A 6,098-nucleotide genomic window follows, 5' to 3' on the forward strand; every position below is an offset into this window, starting at 1 on the left:
ATGAGACTTAATACTCTCGCTCCTGCCGAAGGAGCTAACAAAGCAAGTAAGCGCGCAGGTCGCGGTATCGGTTCTGGCTTAGGCAAAACTGGTGGTCGCGGTCATAAAGGTCAAAAGTCTCGCTCAGGCGGTACTGTTAGACCTGGTTTTGAAGGTGGTCAAATGCCTCTTCAACGTCGTTTACCGAAATTCGGTTTTACGTCACGTAAATCGTTCGTAACTGACCAAGTTACTCTCAGTGAAATTGCTAAAGTAGAAGGCGATATTGTTAATCTTGAAACTTTAAAAACAGCGGGTCTTATTAAAAAAGAAATCCTGTTTGTTAAAGTCATGAAGAGTGGCGAAATTAAGCGTTCTGTTACTTTAAGCGGTATCCGAGTTAGCAAAGGTGCACTCGAAGCGATTAACGCGGCTGGCGGTAAAGTAGAGGAATAAGCTAAATGGCAAAACCAGGACAAGATTCAGGAGCAAAAGGTGGACTAAGCGAGCTTAAGGCCCGCTTACTATTTGTTCTTGGAGCAATTATCGTGTTTAGGCTGGGCTCTTACGTGCCTATCCCTGGTATTGACGGCAACGTGTTGGCTCAATTATTTGAACAACAGAAAGGCACTATAGTAGAGATGATGAATATGTTCTCTGGTGGTGCTCTTGAGCGTGCTTCAGTACTAGCGTTAGGGATCATGCCTTACATTACTGCTTCTATTATTATGCAGTTGCTTTCGCATATGTACCCTCCATTGATGGAACTTAAAAAAGAAGGTGAAGCAGGTAAACGGAAAATTAGTCAATACACAAGGTATCTTACTTTGATGTTAGCTATTTTTCAGTCTGTAGGTATTGCTACTGGTCTGCCAAATTTGGTTCAAGGTTTAGTAGTAAACCCTGGCATTGGTTTCTATTTTACAGCTATCGTAAGTTTGGTTACCGGTACCATGTTTTTAATGTGGTTAGGTGAACAGATTACAGAACGCGGCATTGGAAATGGTATTTCGATACTTATTTTCGCTGGTATCGTAGCGGGTTTACCAACAGCGATTGGTCAAACTGCTGAACAGGCAAGACTAGGTGAGATTAATCTTCTATTCTTGTTAGTTATCGGTGCCATCATCGTAGCGTTGACATACTTGGTTGTTTTCGTAGAACGTGCGCAACGTCGCATTGTTGTTAACTACGCAAAACGCCAACAAGGTCGCAAGGTTTTTGCAGCGCAGAGCTCACATTTACCCTTAAAGGTAAATATGGCGGGTGTTATTCCACCTATCTTTGCATCAAGCATCATCCTTTTCCCTGGCACGCTTGCTGGTATGGTTGGTCAGAACGAGACATTCTCGTTCTTGACTGATGTATCGCTAGCATTGTCTCCGGGGCAGCCTTTATACGTTATGCTTTATGCTGCAACGATTATTTTCTTCTGCTTTTTTTATACGGCATTAGTGTTTAATCCACGCGAAACAGCTGATAATCTAAAGAAATCTGGCGCTTTTGTTCCTGGCATTCGTCCAGGTGAGCAAACCTCTCGATATATCGATAAGGTAATGACTCGTTTGACATTAGCCGGTGCTCTCTATATTACTTTTGTTTGTTTGGTGCCCGAGTTCTTACTACTGTGGTTTAACGTTCCGTTTTACTTCGGTGGTACATCACTACTCATTATATGTGTTGTGGTAATGGACTTTATGGCGCAGGTACAGACTCATTTGATGTCACATCAATATGGGGATGTTCTTAAGAAAGCGAATCTTAAGGGCTAGGCAATGTGCCTACCCCTTTAAGTTAGCTATTTACGGAGTGATGTGATGAAAGTTCGTGCATCCGTTAAGCGGATTTGCCGTAACTGCAAGGTCATAAAACGTAACGGCGTTGTTAGAGTGATCTGTGTAGAGCCTAAGCATAAGCAAAGGCAAGGTTAATCCAAACTCTTTTAAATTAGAGTAAAAACATGGTTTTTAATATCGGGTTACTGTACTAGTACCCGAGCCTTAAAACCTTTATTTGCATTTTTGTTACTGGGTAAGTATCCTATCGGGCTTTTTAGGCTAGTAACACTAAATATAAGGAGTGCTGTTAATGGCCCGTATCGCTGGCATTAACATTCCTGATCACAAACACGCTGTAATTGCTATTCAAGCAATTTTCGGCATTGGCGCAACACGAGCGAAAGCAATATGTGTTGGTGCAGGTGTATCAGAATCAACCAAGATGAAAGATCTTGATGAAACGATCATTGATAAACTTCGTGAAGAAGTTGCTAAATTTACAGTTGAGGGTGACCTTCGCCGTGAAGTATCAATGAGCATTAAACGTTTGATGGACCTAGGTTGCTTCCGTGGTATTCGCCATCGTCGTAGCTTACCTCTACGTGGTCAGCGTACTAAAACAAACGCGCGTACCCGTAAAGGTCCTCGCAAACCTATTAAAAAGTAAGCGAGGGTTACAATGGCTAAAGCTCCTACTCGCGCCCGCAAGCGCGTAAAACGTCAAGTTGCAGATGGTATGGCTCATATCCATGCTTCTTTCAACAACACAATTGTGACTATCACTGATCGTCAGGGTAATGCTCTATCATGGGCAACTTCTGGTGGATCTGGTTTCCGTGGTTCACGCAAATCAACGCCTTTCGCTGCACAGGTTGCTGCTGAAAGAGCTGGATTAGCTGCTCAGGATTACGGCTTAAAGAACATTGAGGTGTTCGTTAAGGGCCCAGGTCCAGGTCGTGAATCTGCAATCCGCGCGCTAAATGCGTCGGGTTACAAGATCACAAATATTACCGATGTGACGCCTATACCTCACAACGGTTGTCGTCCACCGAAAAAACGTCGCGTTTAATCGACGGACAGTTGGAGAAAGATCATGGCTAGATATTTGGGTCCAAAACTCAAGCTAAGTCGTCGTGAAGGAACTGATTTGTTCCTTAAAAGCGGCGTAAGAGCAATTGAAAGTAAGTGTAAAATTGACACTCCTCCTGGTCAGCACGGCGCCCGTCGCGGTCGTTTGTCTGATTATGGTGTGCAGTTGCGTGAAAAGCAAAAAGTACGTCGTATGTATGGCGTATTAGAAAAACAGTTTAGAAACTACTATAAAGAAGCAGCACGTCTCAAAGGCAATACAGGTGAAAACTTGTTGCAACTTCTTGAACAACGTTTAGATAACGTTGTGTATCGTATGGGTTTTGCAAGCACTCGTGCTGAAGCCCGTCAACTAGTCAGCCATAAAGCTGTCGTGGTAAACGGTAAAGTAGTCAACATTCCATCATTCAACGTAAAAGCTGAAGATGTGGTTGCTGTTCGTGAAAAAGCGAAAAAACAGGCCCGTATTGTTTCTGCACTAGAATTAGCAGATCAACGCGAAAAACCAACTTGGTTGGAAGTCGACAATACGAAGATGGAAGGCGTTTTTAAACGCGTTCCAGAAAGAACGGATTTGTCTGCGGACATTAACGAACAGTTGATTGTCGAACTTTACTCTAAGTAAAGATTAACTAAAGAGGATACATTGTGGGTTCAGTGACCGAATTCCTAAAGCCAAGATTAGTTGAAATTGAAAATGTTTCACCTACTCGTGCAAAAGTAACACTAGAGCCTTTAGAGCGAGGCTTCGGCCATACTTTAGGTAATGCATTACGCCGTATTTTACTCTCGTCTATGCCAGGTTGTGCAGTGACTGAAGTTGAAATCGATGGTGTGTTACATGAGTACAGCACTAAAGAAGGTGTTCAAGAAGACGTAATTGAAATTTTGCTTAACCTTAAAGGGCTAGCTGTTCGTCTTGAAGGTAAAACCGAAGCAACGCTGACACTAGTTAAATCTGGTGCGGGTATCGTTGTTGCCGGTGATATCCAGCACGATGGTGACGTTGAGATCGTAAATCCAGAGCATGTTATTTGTACTTTGACTGGCGAAGCTGAGTTTAGCATGCGTATTAAAGTAGAGATGGGCCGAGGTTATGTTCCAGCTTCAACTCGTCGTTCCTCTGAAGATGATGATCGTCCAATTGGTCGTTTATTAGTTGATGCTTCATACAGTCCAGTAGAGCGTATTGCTTATTCTGTAGAGTCAGCCCGTGTTGAACAACGCACTGACTTAGACAAGCTAATTATCGATATGGAAACTAACGGTACTTTAGATCCAGAAGAAGCGATTCGTCGTGCTGCTACTATCTTAGCTGAGCAATTAGATGCGTTCGTAGAGTTACGTGACATTTCAGAGCCAGTTGAGAAAGAAGAAAAACCAGAATTTGATCCAATTCTACTTCGTCCAGTCGATGATTTAGAATTAACGGTTCGTTCTGCTAACTGTTTGAAAGCGGAAGCTATCCAATATATTGGTGACCTAGTGCAGCGTACTGAAGTAGAACTTCTTAAAACGCCTAACTTAGGTAAGAAGTCGCTTACAGAAATTAAAGATGTACTTGCTTCTCGTGGCTTGTCACTAGGCATGCGCCTAGAAAACTGGCCTCCAGAATCAATCGCTGAAAAAGATTAATCAGAGTTTAGATAAACTGATTTGTAAAAAAGGATATAGCTATGCGCCATCGCAAGAGTGGTAGACAGTTAAATCGCAATAGCAGCCACAGACAAGCAATGTTTAAAAACATGGCTGGTTCTTTGGTTAAGCACGAAGTTATTAAGACTACGTTGCCTAAAGCGAAAGAACTACGTCGAGTAATTGAGCCGCTAATCACATTAGCAAAGCAAGACAGTGTTGCTAATCGTCGTCTTGCTTTTGCAAGAACGGGTGATAAAGAAGTGGTAGGTAAATTGTTTAACGAACTTGGCCCGCGCTACGGTGCACGTCCAGGTGGATATAGTCGTATATTGAAGTGTGGTTTCCGTACAGGTGACAAAGCTCCAATGGCTTACGTTGAATTAGTTGACCGTCCTGTTGTTGAAGCTACTGAAGAAATAGTAGAAGTAACAGAATAGTATTCAATTTCTAATTAGAGGTTGAAATTAAAAAACCCGGCTTTTGCCGGGTTTTTTGTTATATAAGAAATAGTAAATACCTTAATGGTTTGCAGTGCCGCGAAGGTATTGACTATTTTATGTAGTGTCGATCGACGTATAGCTTTGCTTGAGCATCGGTTAATCCGCCTCTCATTGCACTGGCACTGATTAAGTCTTGTTGGATACCGCGGCGTTCTGCTATTTCAACTAAACGCTCTAAAGCTTCTGGGTGTTTTGCCAATTGTTCGACCGAGATAATGATCATTGATTCAGACTCTGAGGAATCAACCGGAAATAACGCGAGTAATGCGTCGACTACGTACTTACCTACCAGAGGAACTTCTTGAATGGTGGTTACTAAAACCTCCAATATTTTGTTTGGATAAGTTCTGGCTAATCGTTTTGCTATTTGATCAGCCGAGTCAGGTTCCATTGATACTGCGGTCTTAACAATCTCATTAAACTGATCTGGGGAAAATTTACATGCTGCTTCGGCTACATATTCTGCGTAACTTGGTTCTGCGTTGATAGCTAAGGTAACAAGCTCAGTCGCTGGAGCGAGTTCGCGTGCAAGTGCAAGCTCAAGAATGTCATCAATATATGCTGGCTGAGATGACACGGCAGCAGAGACAATCTCACGGTATTTCTCGGGATACGTATCTAATGCTATTTCAACTAACTCAGGTGTGTTTTCAGGGTAGCGGGCCAAAACTGTTCGGATTGCTCTGCCAACCGAATTACTACTGCGAACTTGCTGTATTAGAAACTGACTCGACTGTTCGGAGTCATTGACTAGTTCATTAGTGCTGTCTGCCTGCGCAACGGCTGAACCGGTGCTTATCAATAATACACTAATTGCTAGTACCGAGAGTTTCATGTGTTTTTCCTCTTCCGTTTTAATCTTATCGGAACAACAAGAGTCTGTAACAGGAATGTTAAATTACCCTTTAGTGAAATATATATCAACTTTTATGCGTATTACTATTGACCTAATCGTATAAATGACTACAATGCGCGTCGCTTTCAAGATAATGTCTTTGCTTAATAGTATATGACTACAAAATATTAAGAAAGTTTAGATTTATTATTGTTTTGTTACCATAAACAAAGGTAAGTCCGGCAATTACGTTAATTTGAAAATAGTTAATTAATTGGG

At 42.1% G+C, this 6,098-nt stretch carries 9 protein-coding genes; 8 read left to right on the plus strand and 1 reads right to left on the minus strand.

Annotation, left to right across the window (positions count from 1 at the left end; all coding sequences use genetic code 11):
* From rplO to rplQ, 8 genes are all read left to right on the plus strand, one after another.
* Nucleotides 1-435, plus strand: coding sequence for a 50S ribosomal protein L15 (rplO, locus tag CXF81_RS15995; protein ID WP_101182328.1), 435 nt, complete (start codon nucleotides 1-3; stop codon nucleotides 433-435).
* A gap of 5 nt (nucleotides 436-440) precedes the next feature.
* The gene (gene secY / locus CXF81_RS16000; protein WP_101182329.1) at nucleotides 441-1,751 is read left to right on the plus strand and encodes a preprotein translocase subunit SecY; all 1,311 of its coding nucleotides are present in this window, start codon (nucleotides 441-443) and stop codon (nucleotides 1,749-1,751) included.
* A gap of 45 nt (nucleotides 1,752-1,796) precedes the next feature.
* On the plus strand, nucleotides 1,797-1,910 hold the full coding sequence (gene rpmJ / locus CXF81_RS16005) for a 50S ribosomal protein L36 (protein WP_081585804.1): 114 nt from the start codon (nucleotides 1,797-1,799) through the stop codon (nucleotides 1,908-1,910).
* A 157-nt stretch (nucleotides 1,911-2,067) separates the two neighbouring features.
* Complete coding sequence (rpsM, locus tag CXF81_RS16010; RefSeq protein ID WP_006011594.1) at nucleotides 2,068-2,424, plus strand: 30S ribosomal protein S13; 357 nt, start codon at nucleotides 2,068-2,070, stop codon at nucleotides 2,422-2,424.
* 12 nt (nucleotides 2,425-2,436) lie between these two features.
* Complete coding sequence (gene rpsK, locus CXF81_RS16015; protein ID WP_101182330.1) at nucleotides 2,437-2,826, plus strand: 30S ribosomal protein S11; 390 nt, start codon at nucleotides 2,437-2,439, stop codon at nucleotides 2,824-2,826.
* A gap of 24 nt (nucleotides 2,827-2,850) precedes the next feature.
* A complete protein-coding gene (gene rpsD / locus CXF81_RS16020; RefSeq protein WP_006011592.1) occupies nucleotides 2,851-3,471 on the plus strand; it encodes a 30S ribosomal protein S4 in 621 nt (206 codons plus the stop codon).
* 20 nt (nucleotides 3,472-3,491) lie between these two features.
* Entirely contained in the window at nucleotides 3,492-4,481 is a 990-nt protein-coding gene (gene rpoA / locus CXF81_RS16025) for a DNA-directed RNA polymerase subunit alpha (protein ID WP_026843352.1), read from the plus strand.
* 41 nt (nucleotides 4,482-4,522) lie between these two features.
* A complete protein-coding gene (gene rplQ / locus CXF81_RS16030; protein WP_101182331.1) occupies nucleotides 4,523-4,921 on the plus strand; it encodes a 50S ribosomal protein L17 in 399 nt (132 codons plus the stop codon).
* 112 nt (nucleotides 4,922-5,033) lie between these two features.
* Here the strand turns inward: rplQ and CXF81_RS16035 are convergent, their stop codons facing one another.
* A complete protein-coding gene (locus CXF81_RS16035) occupies nucleotides 5,034-5,819 on the minus strand; it encodes a hypothetical protein (protein WP_101182332.1) in 786 nt (261 codons plus the stop codon).
* Nucleotides 5,820-6,098 lie beyond the last annotated feature (279 nt).

Origin of the sequence: Glaciecola sp. 33A (genome assembly GCF_002836745.1) — a bacterium.
In the GTDB taxonomy this organism is placed as follows: domain Bacteria; phylum Pseudomonadota; class Gammaproteobacteria; order Enterobacterales; family Alteromonadaceae; genus Glaciecola.